The sequence below is a fragment of the Leptospira langatensis genome, assembly GCF_004770615.1.
Classification (GTDB): domain Bacteria; phylum Spirochaetota; class Leptospiria; order Leptospirales; family Leptospiraceae; genus Leptospira_B; species Leptospira_B langatensis.
The window spans coordinates 507,192-526,901 of record NZ_RQER01000011.1 but is presented as its reverse complement, the minus strand read 5'-3'; the positions used below and the strand labels follow the sequence as shown (position 1 = coordinate 526,901).

Annotated in this window: 22 protein-coding genes; 13 read left to right on the top strand and 9 right to left on the bottom strand. The window is 44.8% G+C overall.

The genetic code is table 11. From position 1 onward, the window contains the following. Nucleotides 1–4: 4 nt before the first annotated feature. Together EHO57_RS18395 and EHO57_RS18390 are read right to left on the bottom strand one after the other, a co-directional pair. Nucleotides 5–490: a DUF309 domain-containing protein gene (locus EHO57_RS18395; RefSeq protein ID WP_135642582.1), complete on the bottom strand. Its 486-nt coding sequence runs from the start codon at nucleotides 488–490 to the stop codon at nucleotides 5–7. Continuing rightward, complete coding sequence (locus EHO57_RS18390; protein WP_246050792.1) at nucleotides 480–1,970, bottom strand: aldo/keto reductase; 1,491 nt, start codon at nucleotides 1,968–1,970, stop codon at nucleotides 480–482. The genes EHO57_RS18395 and EHO57_RS18390 overlap by 11 nt, the downstream gene beginning before the upstream one ends. Before the next feature lie 205 nt (nucleotides 1,971–2,175). On the opposite strand from EHO57_RS18390, the gene EHO57_RS18385 reads away from it, so the two are divergent. From EHO57_RS18385 to EHO57_RS18375, 3 genes are read left to right on the top strand one after another with little or no spacing between them, the layout of a single operon-like run. Beyond that, the gene (locus tag EHO57_RS18385; RefSeq protein WP_135642580.1) at nucleotides 2,176–2,877 is read left to right on the top strand and encodes a succinate dehydrogenase cytochrome b subunit; all 702 of its coding nucleotides are present in this window, start codon (nucleotides 2,176–2,178) and stop codon (nucleotides 2,875–2,877) included. 2 nt (nucleotides 2,878–2,879) lie between these two features. Beyond that, nucleotides 2,880–4,796, top strand: a complete 1,917-nt coding sequence (locus EHO57_RS18380) for a fumarate reductase/succinate dehydrogenase flavoprotein subunit (RefSeq protein ID WP_135642578.1) — start codon at nucleotides 2,880–2,882, stop codon at nucleotides 4,794–4,796. Next, nucleotides 4,796–5,527: a succinate dehydrogenase/fumarate reductase iron-sulfur subunit gene (locus tag EHO57_RS18375; RefSeq protein WP_135642576.1), complete on the top strand. Its 732-nt coding sequence runs from the start codon at nucleotides 4,796–4,798 to the stop codon at nucleotides 5,525–5,527. The genes EHO57_RS18380 and EHO57_RS18375 overlap by 1 nt, the downstream gene beginning before the upstream one ends. 36 nt (nucleotides 5,528–5,563) lie before the next feature. Here the strand turns inward: EHO57_RS18375 and EHO57_RS18370 are convergent, their stop codons facing one another. The 5 genes from EHO57_RS18370 to EHO57_RS18350 all read right to left on the bottom strand — a co-directional run bounded on the left by EHO57_RS18370 (nucleotide 5,564) and on the right by EHO57_RS18350 (nucleotide 10,636). Continuing rightward, a complete protein-coding gene (locus EHO57_RS18370) occupies nucleotides 5,564–6,514 on the bottom strand; it encodes a PALP domain-containing protein (protein WP_135642574.1) in 951 nt (316 codons plus the stop codon). A gap of 3 nt (nucleotides 6,515–6,517) precedes the next feature. Then, nucleotides 6,518–8,323, bottom strand: coding sequence for a translation elongation factor 4 (gene lepA, locus EHO57_RS18365; protein ID WP_135642572.1), 1,806 nt, complete (start codon nucleotides 8,321–8,323; stop codon nucleotides 6,518–6,520). Between the two features lie 119 nt (nucleotides 8,324–8,442). Beyond that, the gene (locus tag EHO57_RS18360) at nucleotides 8,443–8,820 is read right to left on the bottom strand and encodes a TIGR04452 family lipoprotein (RefSeq protein WP_135642570.1); all 378 of its coding nucleotides are present in this window, start codon (nucleotides 8,818–8,820) and stop codon (nucleotides 8,443–8,445) included. A 143-nt stretch (nucleotides 8,821–8,963) separates the two neighbouring features. Next, nucleotides 8,964–9,944: a UDP-3-O-acyl-N-acetylglucosamine deacetylase gene (locus tag EHO57_RS18355; protein WP_135642568.1), complete on the bottom strand. Its 981-nt coding sequence runs from the start codon at nucleotides 9,942–9,944 to the stop codon at nucleotides 8,964–8,966. An 11-nt stretch (nucleotides 9,945–9,955) separates the two neighbouring features. Then, nucleotides 9,956–10,636 (bottom strand): DUF6989 domain-containing protein, encoded by a 681-nt coding sequence (locus tag EHO57_RS18350; RefSeq protein ID WP_135642566.1) that lies wholly within the window; start codon nucleotides 10,634–10,636, stop codon nucleotides 9,956–9,958. Nucleotides 10,637–10,764: 128 nt separating this feature from the next. Between EHO57_RS18350 and eno the strand changes: the two genes are divergently transcribed. The 7 genes from eno to lcpA are packed head-to-tail and all read left to right on the top strand — an operon-like array spanning nucleotide 10,765 to nucleotide 15,635. Beyond that, nucleotides 10,765–12,063 carry a phosphopyruvate hydratase gene (gene eno / locus EHO57_RS18345; RefSeq protein WP_135642563.1) on the top strand — a complete coding sequence of 433 codons (1,299 nt, stop codon included), beginning with the start codon at nucleotides 10,765–10,767 and terminating at the stop codon, nucleotides 12,061–12,063. 4 nt (nucleotides 12,064–12,067) lie between these two features. Continuing rightward, nucleotides 12,068–12,529, top strand: a complete 462-nt coding sequence (locus tag EHO57_RS18340; protein ID WP_210409998.1) for a septum formation initiator family protein — start codon at nucleotides 12,068–12,070, stop codon at nucleotides 12,527–12,529. Nucleotides 12,530–12,537: 8 nt separating this feature from the next. Beyond that, nucleotides 12,538–13,143: a ClpP family protease gene (locus EHO57_RS18335; protein WP_135589442.1), complete on the top strand. Its 606-nt coding sequence runs from the start codon at nucleotides 12,538–12,540 to the stop codon at nucleotides 13,141–13,143. A 10-nt stretch (nucleotides 13,144–13,153) separates the two neighbouring features. Next, nucleotides 13,154–13,513: a hypothetical protein gene (locus tag EHO57_RS18330; RefSeq protein WP_135642561.1), complete on the top strand. Its 360-nt coding sequence runs from the start codon at nucleotides 13,154–13,156 to the stop codon at nucleotides 13,511–13,513. Between the two features lies 1 nt (nucleotide 13,514). Next, on the top strand, nucleotides 13,515–14,516 hold the full coding sequence (locus EHO57_RS18325; protein ID WP_135643314.1) for a YheT family hydrolase: 1,002 nt from the start codon (nucleotides 13,515–13,517) through the stop codon (nucleotides 14,514–14,516). 26 nt (nucleotides 14,517–14,542) lie between these two features. Continuing rightward, complete coding sequence (locus EHO57_RS18320) at nucleotides 14,543–15,088, top strand: DUF4416 family protein (RefSeq protein WP_135642559.1); 546 nt, start codon at nucleotides 14,543–14,545, stop codon at nucleotides 15,086–15,088. Continuing rightward, nucleotides 15,063–15,635, top strand: coding sequence for a complement regulator-acquiring protein LcpA (lcpA, locus tag EHO57_RS18315; protein ID WP_135642556.1), 573 nt, complete (start codon nucleotides 15,063–15,065; stop codon nucleotides 15,633–15,635). The genes EHO57_RS18320 and lcpA overlap by 26 nt, the downstream gene beginning before the upstream one ends. 7 nt (nucleotides 15,636–15,642) lie before the next feature. On the opposite strand, the gene EHO57_RS18310 is transcribed toward lcpA, so the two are convergent. Both EHO57_RS18310 and EHO57_RS18305 read right to left on the bottom strand, forming a co-directional pair. Next, a complete protein-coding gene (locus EHO57_RS18310) occupies nucleotides 15,643–16,395 on the bottom strand; it encodes a diacylglycerol/polyprenol kinase family protein (RefSeq protein WP_135642554.1) in 753 nt (250 codons plus the stop codon). Nucleotides 16,396–16,416: 21 nt separating this feature from the next. Continuing rightward, nucleotides 16,417–16,767 (bottom strand): STAS domain-containing protein, encoded by a 351-nt coding sequence (locus EHO57_RS18305; RefSeq protein WP_135642552.1) that lies wholly within the window; start codon nucleotides 16,765–16,767, stop codon nucleotides 16,417–16,419. A gap of 45 nt (nucleotides 16,768–16,812) precedes the next feature. Between EHO57_RS18305 and EHO57_RS18300 the strand changes: the two genes are divergently transcribed. Genes EHO57_RS18300 through EHO57_RS18290 form a run of 3 tightly spaced genes read left to right on the top strand, consistent with a single transcriptional unit; the run spans nucleotide 16,813 to nucleotide 19,447 of the window. Further along, nucleotides 16,813–17,508 (top strand): hypothetical protein, encoded by a 696-nt coding sequence (locus tag EHO57_RS18300; protein ID WP_135642550.1) that lies wholly within the window; start codon nucleotides 16,813–16,815, stop codon nucleotides 17,506–17,508. 17 nt (nucleotides 17,509–17,525) lie between these two features. Next, nucleotides 17,526–17,873 carry a hypothetical protein gene (locus EHO57_RS18295; RefSeq protein WP_135642548.1) on the top strand — a complete coding sequence of 116 codons (348 nt, stop codon included), beginning with the start codon at nucleotides 17,526–17,528 and terminating at the stop codon, nucleotides 17,871–17,873. A 41-nt stretch (nucleotides 17,874–17,914) separates the two neighbouring features. After that, entirely contained in the window at nucleotides 17,915–19,447 is a 1,533-nt protein-coding gene (locus tag EHO57_RS18290; protein WP_135642546.1) for an LIC12015 family putative lipoprotein, read from the top strand. Nucleotides 19,448–19,710 lie beyond the last annotated feature (263 nt).

Here is a 19,710-nt window from a genome sequence, read left to right as displayed (position 1 = left end):
GGATTCATTCTATAGTAAAAACGAAAGGTGCAAACCATTCCTTTCCGTCAGCTTGGAATTTTGGAAGAGAAAGTCTGCTAATTTGTTCGATATCCCAACTTTCTTCCCCTGAAAATAAGGATAATAATTCATTTAGGAATACAATGATCTCCGAATTCCAATTATCTCCTTTGGAAGATAGTTCTCCGGTAGAGCCAAGGCTTTCGAATTTTTGTTTGGACTTCTCCGCCTGCATCCTTGCTCCTCTCATATTGGGTTTTACAAAAATCTTATTAAGAGAAATTGCAAGTTGGATCCATCCATGCAGAAGGAGTCTCCGGCCTCCAGTCTCCTTCTTCCATTGGAATTCGAATACTTCGTGGAGCTCGAAATATCTTTTATCTAAATACAGCCGTCTTCCTTCTTTCCAAGCGTAGTCGAAGGTAGAATTTGCATCTTCTCCCGACTTGATCTTTTCTAGGATAGAACGTATTTCCGGATCAAACTCCATGCTCTCCCCAATGGTTCGGATGTATAGTCGGCAGAGGTTGTTTCCAGATCGGAAGAATGTCCCGAACATATTTCCTTTTTCTCATTCCTAAAAGAACTGTCCCATTCTTGAGAAGAGAGGCGAGATCCATGACCATTAGAGAGGAAAGACTAGTCGGTTCATATCCGGTCGAATGGAATCTTGTGATCAAATCTTTATAGAGACTAGCCAATTTTTCGGAAGACCGGATCCGTATTCGTTCCTCCAAATACGGAAGGGCCGTATTCAACACCCGGATATATTCTTCCGCTGCTTCCTTTCCTTGTTCTGCCGAAAGCTCGCTCACCGTTTGCCGCAAGATCGGGATCCAGGACTTTTCCAACAAGACCTGGAACTGGTCTTCTGTTCTGATCTTTTCTCCGTATTCATTCCAAAGAGAAGAAAGTGTGCTCCACTTTGGATTTGGTTCCAGTTCTTCCGTGAGAGAAGATTCGAGTTCTAGGATCTGTAGTAACTTCGACGAATTTTCCACTTCTTGAGCATTCAGACTGGAATATGAGAGTCGGACCATCCCCTCGCCGGCCCGAAATGAGTTCAGCGGTCTATTGGTCAAAGGGAGAAGGTCGTGCAATTCGCAGAGATCCAGAAGGTTTTTTCCATTCGAATTCTGATTTCTGATAAATCCGTCCTCGTACCAATTTCCAGGGAATTGGACCACCGCAAAGCCGTGCTCCTTTCCTCCGACCTCTTCCGCGATCTGTAGTATCTTCGACAAAGAACTGTGAGTATATTCCTCTTCCGGGACAGGGAAGGTATTACTCGAGATCCCGTAGTACTGGATCTTCCCTTCTTTTTTCACCTTCTCCAGAAAAATAAAGGCCTCTCGGATCCTTCGGTAGTATTCGGCTCTGGCTTCGGCACGGGGGATCCCCTTCTTCTCAGAATGCATTAGAAAATATTCGGGATTATGGAGAAGGAATGCATCGATAACAGAAAGTCCGAGTCGCCTGCGGGATCTCTCTAATTGATCTTCTAAAAATTCAGGAGAAATACAATGATAACAGCCGGATTGGTAATACGTGATTTCCGGAAAAGGAGTCTTGTCTTGGTTTCTGGACTCGACTAACTGCAAATTCTTTCCTTGGATATAGCCCACCTTCGTGACGAGGAAGATCTCCTTTCTGGACGTGATCCTCTTCGCAAAACTCTTGCGCAACACCTGCCCTACGAGACTCTCCGCTTCCCCGTCACCGTAATTGGAGGATACGTCGATCAGATTCACTCCGGAACGTAGTGAAAATTCCAGAGCCTCTCTATGCTCCGGATCTTGGAGCCCGATACGATATCCGCCGAACCCTACTCGAGAGAGTTGCATTCCTCTAAAATAAAAATACCCGGTCTTTTCCTCGGAAGAAAGAGATTTCTCCTTTCTTCCCTCCCTCAATTCCTCTTGGTATAAACTTCGAAACGGATCCGATCCAGGCATATTATAATGTTCCAAACTTCCGTCCCAAGCTAAATGAGACCAAGTCTAAACTTTCTGCTTAGAATGTCCATTTTTTGTCTTTTCGTTTAAAAGTGCTTTTCGTCTGAACCTGTTTTTTTATCATAATTTGTTAGAGTGTCAGGCGAACATTTGGTATGTTTCCTGGTCCTTTTTCACACAAATCGATGACTTCTTCCTATATCCTCACAGGAGATTTTGAATGGATTTTCAAGCTGGATATCTAAGGTCTTCCATCGGTAGAAAAACTATCGTTGCGATCACCGGTATCATTTTCTTCGGCTTTGTATTTTTGCATATGCTGGGGAACCTCCAGATCTTCCAAGAACCGGACAAGATTAATTCTTATGCCGAGTTCCTACAAAGCTTGGGCGGACTTTTATGGTTGGCTCGAGGAATTCTTTTGGTCGCTTTCGTTTTACACGTGTATTACGCGATCCAATTGTCCTTGGAAAACAAGGCGGCAAGACCGGTCGGCTACGTAAAGAATAGCACGATCCAAGCCACCCTTTCCTCCCGTTATATGGCTCTCACCGGCTTGGTAATTCTCTCTTTCGTTATCTATCATTTGCTTCATTTTACATTTGGTAAATTCCAACCTGAGAATTTTGCACTTCAAGAAACGATCGGGGACAAGCAAAGGCATGATGTGTATTCCATGGTCGTTTTAGGATTTAAGAACATTTATGTTTCTGTTTCCTATATCGTGGCAATGTTCATTCTCGCATTCCACCTTAGACACGGGGTCACAAGCGTTTTCCAAACCCTGGGACTCAACACCCCTTTCTGGGCACCGAAAACGAACGCATTCGCAATCCTTTATGCACTGACCATCTTCATCGGTAACAGTTCTATGCCGGTTGCCGTACTTCTTAACTTTGTGAAAGTTTCAGGAGCGCAATAACTATGAGTTTAGATTCCAAAATCCCATCGGGTCCGTTGGAAAAGAAATGGGACGATTACAAATCCCATATCAAATTGGTGAACCCAGCCAACAAAAGAAAATATACAATCATCGTGATCGGTACTGGTCTTGCTGGGGGTTCCGCTTCCGCAACTCTTGCTGAACTTGGGTATAACGTAAAAACTTTCTGCTTCCAAGACAGCCCTCGTAGGGCTCACTCCATCGCCGCTCAGGGTGGTATCAACGCTGCCAAGAATTATCAGAACGATGGTGACTCCGTCTATCGTCTCTTCTATGATACGATCAAGGGTGGTGATTTTAGAGCGAGAGAAGCGAACGTCTATCGTTTGGCTCAAGTTTCCGCAAATATCATCGACCAGTGCGTAGCCCAAGGTGTTCCATTCGCTCGTGAATACGGTGGCCACTTGGATAACAGATCTTTCGGTGGAGCGCAAGTTTCTCGTACCTTCTACGCAAAAGGCCAAACAGGGCAACAGCTTCTTTTAGGCGCCTACTCTTCTCTTTCCCGTCAGATCGGTTTGGGAAATGTGAAAATGTATCCTCGCACCGAAATGGTAGACCTGGTAGTGATCGACGGCCATGCAAAAGGCGTGATCATCCGTGACCTGGTTACCGGTAAGATCAGTGTGCACGCTGGCGATGCAGTGGTCCTGGCTTCCGGTGGATATGGTAACGTATTCTATCTTTCTACAAACGCAAAAGGATCTAACGTAACTGCGACTTTCAGAGCGTACAAGAAGGGCGCCTTCTTCGCAAACCCTTGTTACACTCAGATCCACCCTACTTGTATTCCTGTGTCTGGAGACCATCAATCTAAACTAACTTTGATGTCCGAGTCTCTTCGTAACGACGGTAGGATTTGGGTCCCTAAGAAACAAGGAGACACTCGTAATCCTGCGGACATTCCGGAAAGCGAGAGAGATTATTATCTGGAAAGAAAATATCCGAGCTATGGAAACCTTTGCCCGAGAGATATCGCTTCTCGTTCTGCAAAAGAAGTTTGCGATGCTGGATTCGGCGTAGGGCCGGGCGGACAAGGAGTTTATCTAGACTTCTCTTCTGCGATCCAACGCTTGGGAGAGCATACAATCGCAGAAAGATACGGAAACCTCTTCCAGATGTATGAACAGATTACCGGAGAGAACCCATACAAGGTCCCAATGAGGATCTACCCTGCGGTTCACTATACCATGGGCGGTCTTTGGGTAGATTATAATCTAATGAGCAATCTTCCAGGTTTATTCGTGATCGGTGAGGCAAACTTCTCTGATCATGGTGCGAACCGACTCGGAGCTTCCGCTCTCATGCAAGGACTCGCGGACGGATATTTCGTTCTTCCTTATACCATCGGAAATTATCTCGCAGAAGTCGGATTCGGCAAAACTCCTTCTGTAGATCATGCCGAGTTCAAAAAGGCAGAGACGGATGTAAACGAACAGACGAATAAACTTCTCTCCATCAAAGGAAAGAGAACCGTAGATTCCTTCCATAAAGAGTTGGGAAAACTCATGTGGAACAATTGCGGTATGGCAAGAGATGAGAAGAGCCTAAAAGAAGCTCTTACTAAGATCCCTCAGATCAGAGAGGAATTCTGGAAGAACGTAAACGTTCCAGGTTCCGGAACTGAGCTAAATCAATCCTTGGAAAAAGCAGGAAGAGTTGCCGACTTCTTAGAATTCGGAGAACTACTCTGCTTGGATGCGCTCACCAGAGAAGAATCCTGCGGTGGACATTTCCGCACCGAGCATCAGATGGAAGACGGCGAAGCAAAACGCGACGACAATAAATTCTGCCATGCAACTGCTTGGGAATGGAAAGGATCTGGAACAAAACCTGTGGAACACAGGGAGCATTTGGAATTCGAGAACATTAAACTCGCTACGAGGAGCTACAAATAATGGACCTCAAACTCAAAGTCTGGAGACAAAAAAACTCAAAAGAGAAAGGCAAGATCGTAAATTACGATGCAAAGGGAGTTTCTCCTGATATGTCTTTCTTAGAGATGCTGGACGTGGTCAACGAAGAGTTGATCGTGAAGGGTGATGATCCGATCGCCTTCGAACACGACTGTAGAGAAGGTATTTGCGGTTCTTGTAATATTATGATCAACGGAGAGGCGCACGGCCCTCTTCCTGGGGTCACTACTTGCCAGCTCCATATGAGAAGCTTCAAGGACGGAGATACAATTTATCTCGAACCTTGGAGAGCGAAAGCATTTCCCGTGATCAAGGACTTGGTTGTGGATCGTAGCGCTTTCGACCGTGTGATCCAATCCGGAGGATTCGTAAGTATCAATACCGGGGGAGCTCCTGACGCGAATGCACTTCCGATCCCTAAGAAAGATGCGGATGTGGCAATGGATGCTGCGACCTGTATTGGTTGTGGTGCTTGCGTCGCTTCTTGTAAGAATGCTTCTGCTATGTTATTTGTGTCCGCAAAAGTCTCTCACCTGGCACTTCTTCCACAAGGACAGGTAGAGAAGAAGGAACGCGTGAAAAACATGGTGAACGCAATGGACAAGGAAGGATTTGGAAATTGCACAAACCAATACGAGTGCGAGGCCGCTTGTCCGAAAGACATCAAACGCGACTTCATTCGAGTTTTGAACAAGGAATTCATTCTTTCCTAATTCAAATTGGAATTTTCAACTCTGTAGAAAGGCCTCCTATCTGGAGGCTTTTTTATTATCCAGGGACATTCCTTGCAAGGCTCCACCTTGGTAGATATATAAGATCCTGCCCTTCAGTTCTCCCGACTTGGCCATCTCTTCCAGAACTGCGAACGACTTAGCAGCATAGATTGGCTCTAGATAGATCCCAAATCTTCTTTCATATTCGTCTGCTTTCTCTTCCCAGAACCCACCCTTCTTTCCAAAGGAAAAAGGATGGTCTAGCTTTTCCCTTGGCTCTATGAGAGAGTTCCACGGGAGCGGAGGAAGTGTTTGTCGAAGTGACGACAAATTCTCCTGAAGCCAAGAGATCGTCCTCTCCTTGCGTAAGCCCAGGCAGATCCCAGTTATGGGAATCCTTCCCCATTGGATGCCGGAGATCCAGGTCAGTCCGGAGCCCACATCTAAAACAATCCGATCGAAGGAGCTCGGGTCTATCTCTTCCCAAAGAGAAGAAAGTCCCTCCAAGGCTTCCCGGCAGAAGAGATATTCCGGAAGAAGAAGGCTCCTAGGCGAGTCCTGATCTTCAGCAATAAGATCCCATCCGGACAGCGAGGATTTTGTAGTATCTTCGACAGCCTTTTCCCATTCCCTTCGACCCGGATACAATTCCAGTTCCGAAAAACGACTCGCCAGAACAGAAGCGGGCGAAACAAGCTTTGGATCCCTAGAATAACCCAGGACTTTTGTAGGCACTCCTACATTTCGAAGGAAAAGCACCCCGGCCAGGATCGCATTGGAATGTAAATTCCCCTGTAGAATGAACTTCTCTATCCTGCCGGATTGGATCTCAGGTAAAAGGCTTTGGTAAATCCCCAGAAGCTTTCGGATCTTTGTTCCTTGCGAAAAGAAGATCCGATCTTCTCGTTTGATATGGATCTCGTAAGAATCGGTTCGAACAACCGGATCGATCCGTGTCTTGCCAATGCGCAAAACACTTAGTAGCAAGGATCAGTCTCCGGTTTTTAAGACTGCGAGGAAGGCTTCTTGCGGGATTTCCACATTTCCGATCTGCTTCATCCTCTTCTTCCCTTCTTTCTGCTTCTCTAGGAGTTTCTTTTTACGAGTAATGTCCCCGCCGTAACATTTAGCGGTCACATTCTTGCGAAGTGCGGAAATACTTTCTCTTGCGAGGACCTTTCCTCCGACAGCCGCCTGGATCGGGATCATGAATTGGTGGCGGGGAATGATCTCTTTCAGTTTTTCGATGATCTCCCTACCTCTGGACTCGGCCTTGGAAGTATGAACGATCATAGAGAGAGCGTCCACGGACTCTCCGTTTACAAGAATATCCATTTTTACGAGTTTGGAAGGCTTATAACCGCAGGGTTCATAATCCAGAGAAGCATATCCTCTGGTTAAGGACTTTAGTTTATCATAAAATTCGAAAATTAACTCCGCAAGCGGAAGTTCGTATGTCAACTGCACCTTGTCTTGAGAAAGATAGACAGTATCTAGTTGGACTCCCCTTTTTTCGATCGCGAGAGTCATGATATTTCCCACGTACTCGTTCGGAGTGATAATGGATGCCTTTACATATGGCTCCTCGGTCGTATCGATGAGAACAGGATCCGGGAACTTAGAAGGGTTATCTATATCGAAGACTTCTCCCTTCTTGGTCTTGATCGTATATTTTACGGAAGGCGCAGTGGTGATCAGGTCCAGATTGAATTCTCTCTCCAATCTTTCCTGTACGATCTCCATGTGCAGAAGCCCCAGATATCCTACACGGAACCCGAAACCGAGTGCTGCGGAACTTTCTTTTTCATACACAAGAGCCGCGTCGTTCAGTTTCATCTTTTCGATGGCATCCACAAGCTCTTCGAACTGCTCTCCGGCGATCGGAAAGAGTCCCGCGAATACCATCGGCTTCGCATCCTTATAACCGGGAACAGCTTCCTTACTCGGATTCGAGAATAGTGTTACTGTATCTCCGGTTCTTGCGTCGGATACTTTCTTGATCCCGGCGATGATATAACCCACTTCTCCGGCGGTGAGGGATTCGGTCGGAGTAAGGGCAATCCCTTTGATCCCTACCTCATTTACGGTGAAATCCTTTTCGCTACTCATGAGAAGGATCCGATCTCCCTTCTTCACCGTTCCGTCAAAGACCCGGATCTTGATCACCACTCCCATGTAAGGATCGAAATAGGAATCATAGATAAGTGCTTTGAGAGGTGCCTTCGGATCTCCTTTCGGAGGCGGGATCTGTTTTGTGATCTCTTCTAAAACCGCCTGCACATTCAGTCCGGTCTTCGCAGAAATGGCTACAGCCTTATCCGCTTCGAGACCTAGACTGTCCTCGATCTGGAGCTTTGTCTTTTCCACATCGGCAGCGGGAAGATCCACCTTGTTCATCACAGGGATAATTGCCAGGTCTTGTTCCATGGCCAGATATAAGTTCGCTAAGGTCTGAGCCTCGACTCCTTGGCTCGCATCCACAATGAGTAGAACTCCCTCGCAGGCCTTTAAGGAGCGAGAGACCTCATAGGTAAAATCCACGTGCCCCGGAGTATCGATGAGATTCATCGTGTACGTATTTCCGTCGGCGGCCAGATAATTGAAGGTGGCGTTATTCGCCTTAATCGTGATCCCTCTTTCTCTCTCGATATCCATCGAGTCCAGGATCTGGTCTTTCTTGGTTCGATCGTCCGTGATCCTGCCTATCTCCAAAAGGCGATCCGCAAGAGTGGACTTCCCGTGATCGATATGGGCAATAATGGAAAAGTTTCGGATGAATTTCTGACGGTCGGACATTGCTAAAAACAAATTCCGTGGGGAATGCCCCTCTGAAAAGCGTTTTACTAAGGAGGAAACGAAACAACTTGCCCTGCAAAAAGCCTTACAGAGCAAGTTTAGCTATGTTAGAAGAGATCTTAGATCTTTTGAGTGACTAGACCATCCGGTTGGATATTCGTGCACTGGCCAAAAAGAACCGTAACTACTGGGCGAACCCCCAAAGCTGCGAAATTCTTGATCTCCTCTGCACAAGAGTCCACATCCGATTTATTGTAATATTCCGTAGGGCTGAAATTTGCCAAAATAGGTGGGAGAAGGATATTATTGATATAAGTCGCTCCACTTGCATCCGAAGCCGCAACCGCATACAAAGCTGCTCCAGTAGTGGCCGCTTCCTGGATCTTGCTCTTGGCCACACTTCCCTTATAACGGTCCGTGAATCCTGTTTGATTGGCTACAACGCAATTAGAAAGAATAAAGAGAAACGACACGATTGCTAGGATTTTTACCCGCATTTTCAAACCTCTTTTGAAATGTAATACTTCGTTATTTGGAATTTTCGGGAAAACTCTTCAATTTACAACTAGTTTTAGGTTCCAAAATTTATTTCCAAGGTTTTTTAGAAGAAGAAGTTAGAGCCTGCTCTTCCTCTATAGATCTAACGTACGACTTGGATCCCGTTCTTTTGCAAGCCTTCTCGATCACAAACAAACTGAGCTATATCGATCTGCTTATGGTGGTCGAAAAGAAAAGTCGTCATTCTTCCGACGAATCTTCCTTCGTATTCTTCTTCTGCAAAACGAAGCCAGGAAACGATGTCTATGATCTCGTGACAAAGAAATTCGTAATTATAACCTTCATGCACAAATTTCTCTCTGGGATTATAAATCTTATCCTCATCTAACAAAAGAACATTTTCCAGAGTGAATGGATAATCCTTTAAACCTCCGGCAAGACCTATCTGGTAAAAATTCTCCGCATCCTTCTTGGTCCGAAAAGCAGTTGTGCGGGCATCTCCGAAGAAAGAAAAGACTTCCGAATTAAATTCCATTTCTATCCTGGAGTTCCCGATCGTTTCTCCCGGATAAGCGACCTGATGATCTATCATGAATTTGTTATCTTCAGAGGGTTCTATAATACAATATCCCTTTTCCCAAACCAGGGCAAAAGGAGAAGATACCGAGATCGGGTTTCTCTTTCCGATCTCTTTCAGATTATCTTTTGCGCCTTCCATATAGACTCGATCGCAATAATCGAATGTAGGAAGACTCGCCTCCTCCAAGGAAAAATCTGCATACAATCCGAAGGCCAACATCCATGCCAGGGGATGTTCGATCACCTTGACTTCCCCTAATTGTATATTATGATTTCCTTTTATACATTTTCCAGGGTCCAGATCGTAACTTTTCCCATTCCAAGAAAAAGTGGATTTTCCGTTTTGTTTGGGGGAAATAGAGACCTGGCTCGGCTTATTCTCGAAAGTGGCCTTCCCTTCGACGGTAAATCCTTTCTGGAGTGTATAAGAAGAATCCTTATCGATCCCGGTTTCCTTTCGGAACGAATCAGGAAGGGATAATATCTTCGGATTTCTACTCTGTTTTAAGTCTAGGATCTGAGAAGGACTCGTGAGGACCTGCATGCTTTCTTCCCTTATTTCCAAACCCCTTCAATAAAGAGATAACTAAAGGAAAGAGATCCTAAATACACGAGCATCGTGGTTCCAGCCCAAAGCAGCTTAGAACGCAAAGGCTTTCGTTCTGTATGAAAATAGGCAAAGGTCGCAAATATCCCAAGTAAGAATTCAGGGACTAAAACGTAGATGGCAATATGCCCTATCATAGAAACGTTCTGAGCATACCAAATGGGAATGAACACGGAAACTTCTTCCGAGAAACCGAATAATAAAAGTGCCACTCCTCCCGCTACTCCATACTTTGCGATCGGATGGGCTTCCGGATAACGTTTCGTAAATCGGGTTGCAGAATATATAATTAAGAAGAATGGAATGGTCCAAAGTCCCGCCATGTATGCGGAGACCGTTCCGATCTTGAAGAATCCGTCCGGAGGAAATACTAAAATGCCGAGCACCTTGGAAAGGAACCAATCCGGAACGACTTGCAGGATACTTAAAGGAAACGAGAATAGAAAGATATCCATCCATCGATCGTGCTCCGCAACCTGAGCGATAATAGGCAGGGAAATATTATAAACGAGTACGAGAAAGAACAGTCTCCAACCGCTGGAGGCCGGGATAGGAAGGGCCAACACTATGATACATAGTATTGCAAAGGCTAGATGAAATAAAATGGAGTGCTTCTCGGTCGTTTTCATTGGGGGATTTCTATACGCAAACCTGCGAGCGGCAATCGTTTTTTGGTCCTTTTCCCGCTTGATTTATTTCCCCGTAACAAAAGGATTTCAGGAAAAATCTATAAGAGATAGGTATCATAGGAAACAACATGTCCAAATCTTCCAAAATCTCGGCGATCCGCGCCCGCGAAATCATGGATTCGCGTGGAAACCCTACTGTAGAAGTGGATGTTCAACTCGAAGACGGCTCCTTCGGTAGAGCCGCAGTTCCTTCCGGAGCTTCCACCGGAGAATATGAAGCAGTTGAATTGAGAGATGGAGACAAATCCCGTTATTTAGGTAAGGGAGTTCTCAAAGCTGTCGACCACGTAAACGTCAAGATCAAAGAACTACTCATTGGGGAAGACGCTCTCGACCAAAACCGCATCGACTTCCTGATGCTGGACAAGGATGGGACCAAGAACAAATCCAAGCTAGGAGCAAATGCCATCCTGGGAACTTCTCTTGCCACCGCAAAGGCAGCTGCGGCTCATACGAAACTTCCCCTCTATCGTTATATTGGTGGGAATTTCGCGAAAGAACTCCCTGTCCCAATGATGAATATCATCAACGGAGGAGCTCACGCGGACAATAACGTGGATTTTCAGGAATTCATGATCCTTCCTGTAGGAGCTCCGAATTTCAAGGAAGCTCTTCGTATCGGAGCGGAAGTATTCCATTCCCTAAAAGCAGTCCTAAAATCCAAAAAGCTCAATACTGCGGTCGGAGACGAAGGAGGCTTTGCCCCTGACCTTTCCAGCAACGTAGAAGGATTGGAAGTCATCCTACAAGCCATCGAGAAAGCGGGCTATAAGCCTGAAAAAGACGTATTACTCGGGCTAGACGCAGCTTCTTCCGAATTCTTCGATAAATCCAAGAAGAAATACGTTCTGGGCGGAGAAGGAAATAAAGAATTCACGAGCGCCGAATTAGTAGAATACTATTCAAATCTAGTCTCAAAGTATCCGATCATTACTATTGAAGACGGTCTGGACGAGAACGACTGGGACGGCTGGAAACTCCTGAGTGAGAAATTAGGGAAACGCATCCAGCTGGTAGGAGACGATCTATTCGTTACGAATATTGAGAAGCTCTCCCAAGGGATCTCATCCGGGGTCGGAAATTCGATCCTGATCAAAGTGAATCAGATCGGAAGTCTCTCTGAGACTTTGGCGTCCATCGATATGGCTAAAAAAGCCAAATATACGAATGTGATCAGCCATAGATCGGGAGAAACTGAGGACGTGACTATTTCCCATATCGCAGTCGGGACGAACGCGGGTCAGATCAAAACTGGCTCTCTTTCTAGAACCGACAGGATTGCGAAATACAACGAACTTTTAAGGATCGAGGAAGAATTAGGTTCTTCTGCGGTTTACAAAGGGAGAAATACATTCTATAATCTTTAACTCTATGGGCATGAATCTCGCAAACAGACTCTTCCTACTTTTACTCTTCTTATCGGGAATGTTTTACTTCACCGTACTTGGAGAGTCAGGGCTTGTTGTGAGATCCAGCCTAGAGACCAGTCTTTCCAGTCTACGCTTAGATGTGGAGAGATTGGAGTATGAGAACAGACAATTAGAAGAAAGACAGAAACTTCTCCGGGACGATAAGGTCGCCTTGGAGAAGGAAGCCCGCAAATACTATCTTCTTTCAGAGAACGCTCAAATCATCAAATTCAGGGAGCCGGAACCTAAAACGGAGAACCGTCCGGTACTTGCGTCCCGTCTAATAGCTTTGAGAGCGGATCGGGATCTTCCCGTCCCTCCCATCCAGTTGCTTCGCTTTTTTTACGTTTCCTTTGTAGCTTTCGTATTTATTGGAGTTTTCAGGAAATTACGGAGGAAGAAACTGGAACAACGCAGTGCTTAGGAGCCAGAATGTCCGAGACAGAAAAAATCAGCGAAGTCATTGAAGAACTCGCTGGTAGCAAAATTTCAAAAAAGTTCATCGACCATCGTAAGATCTTCCTCTGGGGAGCGGTCACAGATGAATCCGCAAAAGACATCGTAGGTAAATTATTATACTTGGAAATGGCCGATCCAGGAAAAGAGATCACCTTCTATATCAATAGTCCCGGTGGTGTCGTTACTTCCGGTCTTACCATCTATGATACAATGAAAATGATCTCTTCTCCTGTGCACACGGTATGCATGGGACTTGCTGCTTCCATGGGTTCGGTCCTACTCGCTGCGGGTGTGAAAGGAAAGAGAACCATTTGGCCAAACGGCAAGGTAATGATCCACCAACCTAGTATTGGAGGACAGATCGTAGCTCCTGCAACCGATCTTAAGATCCAAGCCGAAGAGATCCTCAAGACCAGAGCCAGACTCAACCAGATCCTTGCGGAAGCCTGCGGGCACCCTGTGGAAAAATTGGAAGAGGATACGGACAGAGACTATTATATGGATGCGGATGAGGCGATCAAATACGGGATCGTAGATTCTCTCGCAACCAAGATAGAATTCCCGAAGCCTAGCAACTAAGGTTTCGACCTTGGCCTCACACTCTTCTCTCGAAGAAACCATTCGCTCCTTTCTGGAAACCTTTCAGGGAGGAGTGAAAGAGTCCGACCAAGAGATATCCACCCTACTCCTCGAATTCTCAGGACTTCTATTCGAAAATCCGGAAGAAGAAAAAGAAAAGAAGATCCAAGTTTCCGATCTAACCGGATTCGAGTTAGACGAATTCCTGAACTTCTATTTAGAGGACATGTTCCCGGACGATTCCAGGATCCGATCCAAGGCGAAAGACTTCTTAAAGAAATTTAAAAAGTATTTGGATAAGAATTCCCTTCTGAACGCCGAACAAGCCGAAGACTGGAAAGAGTTCTTTAAAGAAAATGAAATACGGTAATATGGAGTCCCCTCATTTTCGTCCGAAAAGATTCGTTTCAGGAAAGCATGCGCAAACGATCTATAGCACTCTTTTTCCTCCTGAGAATCCATTAAGGACTTCTTATTATCACGAAGATATCCTACTGAATGTTTCCGACGGATCGGGAGATGCTTTGTGGTTAGAGCATAATCCTCCTCTTTCTTCCTATCGAAAAAGCTCTCCTCCAGCGAACGGACATTATATTTTAATGATACACGGAATGGAAGGAGACTCGGAAAGCTCTTATCTGGTATCTCTTGCCACTTCTGCGCTGGAACGCGGATATGGTGTGATCCGAATGAATCTCCGAAATTGCGGAAGAGGCAGAGGTTTTTCAAAAAAGTCCTACTACGCAGGCCAATCGGAAGACGTGCAGGACGTTTTGGATTTCATGTATGAATCCTTGAGTAGAAAGATATTCGTTTCCGGATTTTCCTTATCTGCAAACCTCATCCTGAAGTTTTTTGGGGAGTCCAGAGACCATAAGGCACTCGCCTTCTCCGCGGTATCTCCTCCTCTGGATCTGGCAAAGAACTGCGTGTTCATAGACTCGATTGCCGGTAGATTCTACAGAAATCATTTCATAGGTAGCTTTAAGAAGAAGATAAAAGACGGGGTCGTAAAACTGACTCCCAAACAGATCGAGGATTCCAAGAAGGTTAAGACCTTTTTCGACTTCGACGATATGATCACCGCTCCTTCCTTCGGATATCATAGCGCCATGGAATATTATAAGGCGAATTCCTGTATTAGCTTTATTCCTTTTATCCGTCATCCAGGGATACTCATCCATGCGGAAGACGATCCGGTGGTTCCTTTATTCGAGTGGAATTCCATCCAATGGAAGAAGTTGCCTAACCTGAAAACCATTCTGACCGAGAAGGGAGGCCATGTGGGATTCGTGACGAAATCCAGTCCGGAACTTCCGGACGGACTTTGGCTGACTAAAATTCTGCTGGATTATTTCGATTCAAGATTATAGTTTGCTGCTAACTCTGCAGATCGAAAGTGAATCCTAAACCTTCCTCTCCCAAACAAAGAAAACCCCTGCCCGCTTCTTTCTTTCTGATCGTTTCTTACGAAAACGAAGAGGTATATTATAGATTAAAGGAAAAGGCCGAAGCTTCCTTCTCCCAAACCCTGTATGAATCCAAACCTCTTCCTAAATGGAACCACCAATTTGAGAACTTTTTGGATTCTCCCTTAGGAAGATTCACTCGAATCCTTTCCTTAAAGAGAAGGATTTCCAGAGAAGAACTGCCAAGTCTGCAAACCGAATGCAGCAAATTCCAAACTGCGCTTCGCAAATCAGACGAATCCGTTCGGATCTTTCCGGGTTATCTCACTCCATATAATCTTGTGCTCGGCTCTCTGGAAGAAGATCTGCATAGAGTGTATCTGTTCCATGGGGTATTCGCAGAGATCATCTATACATTCCAGGGACAAAAATGGATCCCCCAGCCATATGCCCCTGAGTTCTTCAAGATGTCCGAAGTTATATACTTTTTTACTAATTTACGAGAATCTTATGTTACCTCTTTGGAAAAACGCTAAGCAAACCATCTTCTTTCTCTCTCTGTCCGTAACGTTCGCTTGCGAACCTACGGTCTTATCCGTAAGCAAGGTAGAACTCTGCGATTATTTTACTCGGGACGGAGCCTGCAAGGAACCAACCGTTCTGAACAAAAAGTATTCCGTAGATATCCCGAACGCTAAGAAGCCCCAAACCTGGGAAGATCTGGGAAATTATCTCTACTTTCACGCTCGGGAAACTCCGGGTTTTATCCTTAGAATGAACCGCAAGATGAGTCCCGAAGAAAGAAAGAATATTAAGGAAACCTATTTTGCTATGTATGAATTCTCCGGAGTTCGAGGCAAGATGGAAGGCTTCGAGATGGGAGAAGACTGGATCGGTTCCTTTAATTATCTAGGAAGCATGGTCAAAGAAAAGCAGAAGGTAGAAAATCGTTTAGGCCAATACCCGTACGAGACTTCCCTTTTTCCTACGGATCTGGAGTTTACTTGGTCGGCAAAGGGTTTCAGCGGATCCACGAAAACCAGGATCGATTTCGTGTATCATGTTCTCCCTGCGGATAAGTAAATCCTAATTAAATCGTTTTGAATATTTGCGAAGGGTCCAAGAAAATAGAACTTGGATCCAATTGTAGAATAAAAATAGCGAGTAAACCTAAGACCACTCCCGAGACGACCGGTATGAGCAGATTGTCATCCACAACCCCGTTCCAATAAGTCCCGCTGTACAATTCAGTCACCGCAGCAGCTACAACAGCCGGCAAGATCAAAAGAAGATTCTGCGAGAAGGTTCCGTCCCCGAAATGATAGATCCCGAAATCCTGCGGGTTTGACTGAACTATATAAACAAACCATAAACCGACTAAAGCGGAAGAAAGAATGAAAGCCACAATTCCTTCTTTGGACTTTCCATTCGAGAAGCGGTTCTTTCCGAAATGAGTGCCAACCCAGGCCGCACTTGGATCCCCGATCACCAAGAATAATAAAGAAAGAATCGTGATATCGGGCGGAAAGAAAAGCACTACGAACGTAATGGAAAGGAAATAAGGAAAGGTCCCGTTGATCCTATACTTCTCTTCTTCCTTCAAGAGTGGTCCTGCGATCCGTACAAACAGATTCTGGATCGCAGCTATCTTAAATCTGGAATACTCCAAAAGAACAAGCATGGTCAAGCAGGCTAATAGGATAAGAGTGATGATCGCGCGGGTGGCATACACTAGACCGAAGGCACCTTCGAATACATCGAAATAGTAACAGATGGGAACGATCAAACCTAATAGATGCCAGGCTTTTCTGAAGTAATTAAAGGATGATTTTTCAGATTTCATTCGTAGTATCCAGTTAGATTTTCAGCGCTTCGAGGCTATCTTCAAGGCAGCTTCTTCGTCGTTAGCAATTAGAAAAAAGCCGTTTAAACCCGCCATCTTAAAAACATTGATCACCGCCTTGGAAATGTTTACTAGTACGAGTTTATTCTTGCTTGTGAAACTTGTCTGGCTCACTTCTTTTAGGGCTTGGACCCCCGTGGAAGACACTAGATGCACATCCTCCATGTCCATGATCACCGGTCCTTGGCGGACTGCGACAGAAAGAGCATCCTTGAATTTTTTCTCAGTAAAGGAGTTGATAGAACCCTGTAATTTCAGAACTTGAACGTTGTCTATCTTTTCCGTAGAGATGATTATCTCGTTTAGGATCATATCATTCCGATTCGCCAGGATACGGGGATTTCCAAATAGATACAAATGGTTTTTCTATTCTTCACTTCAACATTCCTATTTTTCAAGGCGTATGGCTTTCCATTCTCAGGCGCCCTGGTCCTATGTATCACCTTGGCGCTTTCTCAATTCCATTCGCCAAGAAGTCGACTCGGTTTTCTGCTCTTGCCTGCTTGTATTTGTGTGCTCTCTCTCTGGGACGGATCTTCTCCGGAAGAGATCTTAGATATCATCTGCATTAGCTTGGCGGGAATGATCTGGGGAGGAGGATTATCCTTTCTAGGAGCGAGGCTACCCGCATTCAAGGAAGTATTGGCCACACTTCTTCTTGCAATCGCTTGTATGCTTTCCTTTGCGAGAAGGGAATATTCCCCCTTTCTAATTCCCCTTCTTTCCTTGGAGCTATTGCCATCCGTTCCAAAACAATTTCGTTACGGAATTTTACTCTTTGCGAATATAGCCGCTTCCTTCTGGATCTTTTCGGGACCTTACGATCTTGCCTCGGAACCTTCTCTCGTCAAGGTTGCTTTGCTTTCTTTGGGAATGGTCTGGGTGCTTAGAAAAGGTTCCACGGAATTCTTGAGCAAATTCTTATATTTCACCTTCTTCCTTCTTATATCCTTATCTCATCCTGGAAAGGAGTTCGTTGTCTTAGGTCTTGGCCTTTATTTTTCCTACTTGCAAGAAGGGACCTGGGGCTTAGAATCAGGAAGAGAAGCCTAATCATTCGGACCGATCCCATGAAAATCAAAGTAGCTCATCTATTACGCAAAACGGAAGAAATAGATAGAGATCTAACCGAACTCGGAAAGATCAAAGAGAGGATAGCATCTGACAGAGACTATTCGGAATCTTTAAGGGAATCCATAGGAACCGAAATGGATAAGCTTTCTTCTCAGAGAAAAGAGATGCTTTCCTTACAAACTAAGGAAACTCCGAACAATTGGAACGCTGCAAGCAATCCTTCCGGTGCCAGAGCCGCAGAAGGTTTGTACCAAGACAACGAAAAACGCTTAACTCGCGAAATATCCGTTGAAATCCAAGGTAAGAAGCAGCAACCTGCCCGAAAGACCATACATAAATACTAGTTTATCCAATCCTCTTGGAATAAGCCGGAAATTAAAACAGCATGAACAAAAAGATACTCGTACTCTCCCTACTTTCCTTCGCATTGACCCAATGTTCGATGGACTCCGACGTCCTCGCTTCCTTCAAAGGAGGCACAGTTACCAGAAAGGAACTCAGAAACTTCTTCAAATTGAACACAGGTGGCCGTAAACAAGAATCGGGCCATCCTACCTTAGAAGAGCAAAACCAACTCTTAGAAACCCTGGGTCTATTCAAGTTGATCAACGTTTATAACACAGACAACAAACTTGTTTCCGACCAAGAACTTGGCGTTTTTCTAAAATACTCTAAGCCTCAAATGGCTGCTTCCTTCTTACAAAAGAATTTAGCGGAGAAGTTGGAAAGAGAAGGCCAACTTAAATTCGCTTTTGCCAGAGTGATCCTGGTATCTTCTCCAGATCCAAAAGATGAAGCAGCAAGTCTGCAAAGAGCGGAAACTATTCTTGCAAATGTGCAAAAGCTTTCTTCCAAAAAAGAGATCGCTAAGTTCGTGACAGAGAATACGGACGAGACTTCCCGTAGAGCGGTTGGCGGACTTTTAGAGCCTCAATGCTTGAATTGCGGAACGGATCCAAATTCTGCGATCACCCAAGAAGCAGCGGATAAGAAAGGGACCTGGATCCTTAGAGAGCTACAAGATCCTACTCCGAACGCGGATCCTAAAACTCCTCGAGCTAAGAAATTCCTAGTTCTTAGAGTGGAGCAAGTAGAGACAATTTATGCTGCAAGATTGACCAAATTCTTTGCAAAAGAATTAGGAAAATTGAAAGCGATCGCGACCGATTATACAAACACTCCAGGACTGTCCGAGCAAGCGAAGGCTGACGCAAAACGATATTATGCAGATCTAAAAGTAGACGATATCGCTCCTCGCTACGAGGATTATATGAAGAAGAGATTCTTATACAATGCGGTATCCGAAGCCGAGGCAGATATCATCAAGAACTCCGGATACGAAAGAGCTCTAGTAACCCAAGAGAATCTAGGCACATTCACTCCCGAATCCATTCTTCTTACTAACCCTAAAACAGGTGAGACTGTAAAATTCAAGGATGTGGTTGCAGAGTTAAAACAACTCGCTGCTCTCAGTGGCCTGGACGCTTCCAAGCTGGACGATAAGGCAAGTGTATTACAATTTTTTAAACAACAATACATTTGGTTCAAGATCGCTGATCATTCTCCGGAACTGAAAAAGGCCTTGGCCTCTAAAGAGTTCGAAGAGGAATTCGAGTTAATGAAACTCTATATCGTTCAACCATTAGTTTTCAAGAAAGTACTTCCGAACGATGTATCCGTAACCGAAGACGAGATGAAGGCACAGTATGAGGCTGCCAAAATGTTCTCTTATGCGAAGCCTAATCCTGCAAATCCTCAAGACAGGATCCCTCTTCCTTACGGAGAAGTAAGAGAAAGGATCAAAGACGATCTGATCAGAACCAAGAAACAAAGCCTGGTTCGCGATTTTACGATGAAACTAAAGTCGGATTATCAATTCATATTGGATTCCGAAAGATTAAAGCCAGGTAAGATCTAAGCTATTACTTAAGAATACCTGAGACCCACTCGTTTCAGGTATTCTTATTGCATATAGCCCAAATTACTTATTCCTAAACCTCGTTCTACCTACCCGATTTCGTTCTAAAGTATTATAGCATAACGACCATTTTTTGCATTCGCCCTATGCAAATGCTTGATTCTTACCCTCTTCCCTTTTAGTATAAGCCTGTTTTTGGAAAAAATTTGTATCCTAATATGCGTTACACTCTGGGTGGAAATTTATTCTTGAGGCAAAGTTAG